The 4,593-nt window shown below is 67.2% G+C and carries 2 protein-coding genes and 1 pseudogene; 1 reads left to right on the forward strand and 2 read right to left on the reverse strand.

Annotation, left to right across the window (positions count from 1 at the left end):
* Both LPZ50_RS25345 and queC read right to left on the reverse strand, forming a co-directional pair.
* A pseudogene (locus LPZ50_RS25345) lies at positions 1 to 2,484 on the reverse strand (hypothetical protein); the annotation flags it as partial.
* A gap of 133 nt (positions 2,485 to 2,617) precedes the next feature.
* On the reverse strand, positions 2,618 to 3,331 hold the full coding sequence (queC, locus tag LPZ50_RS22100; protein WP_230664978.1) for a 7-cyano-7-deazaguanine synthase QueC: 714 nt from the start codon (positions 3,329 to 3,331) through the stop codon (positions 2,618 to 2,620).
* A 164-nt stretch (positions 3,332 to 3,495) separates the two neighbouring features.
* Between queC and LPZ50_RS22105 the strand changes: the two genes are divergently transcribed.
* Positions 3,496 to 4,593, forward strand: a 1,098-nt coding sequence (locus tag LPZ50_RS22105) for a phosphoenolpyruvate carboxylase (RefSeq protein WP_230664980.1), incomplete at its 3' end; no start/stop codon positions are given.

The following is a 4,593-nucleotide window of genomic DNA, read 5'->3' on the forward strand; positions in this document are numbered from 1 at the left end:
ACGTTCCGCAAGCCCGAGGGCGGCATGTTCTTCTGGGCGCGCCTGGACGGCGATATCGATGCCACGCGCCGCGCTGCCGAAGGTATCCACTGCCAGGTTCTGCCAGTTGAGCTCAATATCATTGCCGTCGCCGCCATCGCCGCCACCGCCGCCAACGACCACGGCCAGGACCTCCAGGCCCACGTGCCACATGTCGCCGCCGGCGCCGCCGCCGCCGCCGATCGACTGCGCGAGAATGCCATGCGCGTTTTGGCCCGAGGTCGTGATCGACGCGGGGGCCGTGCCCTGGAAATTGATCGTTCCGCCATCGCCGCCGGGGCCGCCCGACCCGCCGATGCTCACCGCGCCGAGAATGCCGACGTCCAGCGTATCTCCGCCATTTCCGCCACCGCCGCCTAACGACTGCGCGATCACGCCGTAAGAAAAGTCGCCGGACGTCTGGAGCGTGCCCAGTTGCCCCGCGCCCCCTCCGTCGAAATGAACGCCGCCGCCATCGCCGCCGGCCCCGCCGGTGGCCCCCACGGTGATGATGCCGAAATTGCCGCTGGCATTGCCACCGCCGCCGCCTATCGATTGCGCGCTAATCGCCGCGGCCGCGTCGCCCTCTGTCGTGATGGTGCCGGAATTCCACGCGTACACGGTGCCGCCATCCGCGCCCGCTTGATTCGACGACCCCGTCAGCGAAGAGTAGCTGCCGCCGCCGATCGCCACGACACCGGCCGTCACGCCCGCATTGCCGCCGCCGCCGCCGGTGGCCTGCGCGCTCATCCCGATGGCGCCGTAGCCCTGCGTTGCAATGGAACCGAAATTCACGACATCGGCATAGCCCGCCTGGCCTCCGATCCCGCCATCGCCGCCCACGCTGACGACACCCCCGCTTATCCCGCCCGCGCCGCCGCCGCCCGCGTTGGACTGCGCATCGATGCCGAATGCCCAATCGCCCGCGGTATGGATGACCCCAGAGTTGTGCACCGTCGCACTGCCAGATTCACCGCCATCGCCGCCCTTGCCACCGCCGCCCAGGATGGCGTAGAAATCGCCACCAGTGCCGCCCCCGCCCCCGACGGAATAGGCCACCACGCCAGAGGAATAATCGCCGCCGGTCGATATCGTGACATTCGTGCCGATATCGACACTCGCATCGCCAGCATCGCCACCCTGTCCGGCGCCGCCGGGCGTGCCCGCCAGGGCGATGGAATCGTCACCGTCACCGCCAAAACCTCCTTTCGATTGCGCCTCGACCCCATACATGTGCGAGCCGCCCGCGGTGCTGATCGTGTAGGGCGTAGTCCCGTCCAATGTGACGGCCACATTGCCGCCCGTGCCGCCCGTGCCCCCGCTCTTGTCCTTTCTTGGGCCGTCTCCGCCCCGCCCTCCCTGGGACACCGCCTGGATGGCGGCGCCCTTGGCGTGCGATACGTCGATCTCGACCGCGCTGTCGGCGATTACGGTGATATTGCCCGCCTGGCCACCCTGCCCGCCTGGGTCCGACGAATCGTTCGACTCATCGCCCTCGCCTCCCTCGGACGTGGCGCGCAGACCATATACCGTGGTGCCGCTGCTCGCGTCGGCCACCAATTGCAGCAACCCGGCCTGGTGCTCGATCCAGACATCGCCGCCGCTGCCCGCCGCGCCGTTGTCCGGCCCGCCCTTCCCGCCGTGCGAGTCGGCCCGGATCAAGCCCACCAGGACGTTGTCGTTGATGGTCAGCTTGCCGCCCGTGCTGCCCGCCAGGGCGTCGCCCGCGAAAATGAACGAGCCCTCATTGAGCACGTATATATCGTCGCCAATTCCGCCGGCGCCGCCGACCTGGTCGCCGATACCCAGGTCGGACGAATTCTGCTCTCCGCCATCGCCCCCCGCGCTGGCGGCGAAAATGCCGGACATGTCGGTGGTGATCTTGCCCGCGACCTGGTACAGGCTGGTGCCGTACGTGCGGACATCGACCCTGTTCCCCGCGCCGCCGTCGCCGCCATCCGTATCGTTGTTGGTATTGCCATTGCCATGGCCGTCGGTATCGTGGTCATCGCTGTCGCCGTGGCCGCCACTGCTTTTGCCGTACAGCACGGCCGCGACCTGGCCCAGGCCGTTCTGGTCGCCCACCACCATATTCACCTGGCCGGCGCTTTCCAGCCTGACGGTGCCGGCGCCGCCGCCGTCCTCATCCTCGCTGCCGTCGCCGCCTGTCGACGTGGCATACATGGCCCCAGTCCAGGAACTCAGCGCGTGTCCGCCAGCCGCGGGATCCAGGTTGAACACGGCGCCCTCGTCCAGCAACTCGACGCTGCCCCCGGGTTTGCCGTCCCTGCCTGTACCAGAGCTTCCGTCCGCCCCGGTGCTGGTCGAGCCGACCGACGACGTATAGACAGCGCCCTGGCCCAGCTTTACACACTTGGTGTCCGTGCTGCACTGGATGTCTTCGGCCCGCACGGCCGATGGCCCGAAGACCATGCTCAGGCTCATGGCCAGCAGGGTCTGACGCATGAGTTGGCGGTTACTGGGAGTACGGTGGGGTCTCATGGCGGGCTTCCAGATGGACTGGTGACCATCAGAAATTACCCAACCCCCAGGGGCTCAACCAGCTTTTTTCGACGAAACGGGCAATTGAGTCGACGAATCAGGCCGCGGCCTGGCCTTGCCAGCGCAGCCAGCCGGATTTTCTCAAGGCGCAAGCCGGGCATTCGCCGCAACCGTAACCCCAGTCGTGCCGCGCGCCGCGCTCGCCCAGGTAGCAGGTGTGGCTGTGCTCGACCACGATATCCACCAGCGCCTGGCCGCCCAGTTGCCGCGCCAGTGCCCAGGTATCGGCCTTGTCTATCCACATCAGCGGCGTTTCGATGGTGACGCGCGTTCCCAGGCCCAGGCCCAGCGCCACTTGCTGCGCCTTGATGGTGTCGTCGCGGCAATCGGGGTAGCCCGAGAAATCGGTTTCGCACATGCCGCCCACCAGCACGTCCAGCTGGCGGCGGTAGCCCAGGGCCGCGGCCAGGGTCAGGAACAACAGATTGCGCCCCGGCACGAAGGTGTTGGGCAGGCCATTGGCCTGCATTTCGATGGCGCGTTCGCTGGTCATGGCGGTATCGCCCACCTGGCCCAGCACTTTCAAGTCCAGCAGATGGTCTTCGCCCAGCCGCGCATCCCATTGCGGAAAACGCCCGCGCAGTTCACGCAGCACGTTCAGGCGCGCATCCAGTTCGATGCGATGGCGCTGGCCGTAGTCGAACGCCACGGTTTCAACATGGGCGTAGCGGTCCAGCGCCCAGGCCAGGCAAGTGGTGGAATCCTGGCCGCCCGAGAACAGGACCAGCGCGCGTCGATTGTCATTTTGCATAAGACGGGCTTAACGAATGAAGAAGGCAAGGCGCCATGGCGGAACTGTACCTCAAGGGACGCGGCCGGGCGGGGCTGCGTAAAATGGCCGGCATCTGCCTCATTGCTGTTTTCTTATCGCTGCATTCCCGTATCCAACCCCTTACTCGACGGATCCCCCCGCTTATGAAAGCTATCCGCCCGCAGTCCGCGACTGCCGAACCTTTGCGTCACGACATCCGGCTACTGGGCCGATTATTGGGCCAGGTGATCCAGGCCTGCGAAGGTGAACGGGTTTTCGACACCATCGAAACACTGCGCCGCACCGCGGTGCGTTTCCGGCGGGAAGGCAAAGAGGCCGACGGCAAGCTGCTGGAACAGCGCGTCAAGCGCCTGCGCGACAGCGACCCGAACTCCGTGGCGCGCGCCTTCAGCTATTTTCTGCATCTGTCCAACATTGCCGAAGACCGCGACCAGAACCGCGCCCAGCGCACCCTGGCGCTGGCCGACGACGCGCCCGCGCGAGGCAGCCTGCGCGAAGCCGTTGCGCTGCTCAAAGAACACGGCGTGAGCGCCAACCGCATCCGCCGCCTGCTCAATGAAGCCTGCGTGGTGCCGGTGCTAACCGCCCACCCCACCGAAGTGCAGCGCAAAAGCACGCTGGACGTGCATCGCGAAATCGCGGGCCTGCTGCTGCAGCGCGAAGGCCCGCTCACCACCCAGGAAACCGCCGACCTGGACCTGGCCTTGCTGGGCCGTGTGGCCACCCTGTGGCAAACCCGCATGCTGCGCTACACGCGCCTGACCGTAGCGGACGAAATCGAGAACGCGCTGTCGTATTACCGCAGCACCTTCCTGAACGTGATCCCGCGCGTGTATGGCGAGATGTCGCGGCTGCTGTCGCGCGATGCCGCCAAGCCGTTTGCCGCGCCCCCGGCTCCGCTGGAACCGTTCCTGCGCATGGGCAGCTGGATAGGCGGCGACCGCGACGGTAACCCCAACGTCGATGCCGGCACCCTGGAACTGGCCCTGCTGCGCCAGGCCACGGTGCTGTTCGAATACTACCTGCAGGAAGTGCACGCGCTGGGCGCGGAACTCTCCATCACCACCCTGCTGATCCAGGCCGACCCGGCCCTGCACGCGCTGGCCGATGCGGGCGGCGACGACTCGCCCCACCGTCGCGACGAACCCTACCGGCGCGCCCTGGTGGGTATTTACGCGCGCCTGTCCGCCACGGCGCAAAAACTCACCGGCCGCGACCTGGCGCGCCGCGTCACCCACCCC

This window comes from Bordetella petrii, assembly GCF_020991325.1.
GTDB lineage: Bacteria > Pseudomonadota > Gammaproteobacteria > Burkholderiales > Burkholderiaceae_B > Bordetella_A > Bordetella_A petrii_E.

Coding starts and splice junctions, on each gene's coding strand:
- queC (WP_230664978.1), bottom strand. CDS start 3,331: ATGCAAAATGACAATCGACGCGCGCTGGTCCTGTTCTCGGGCGGCCAG.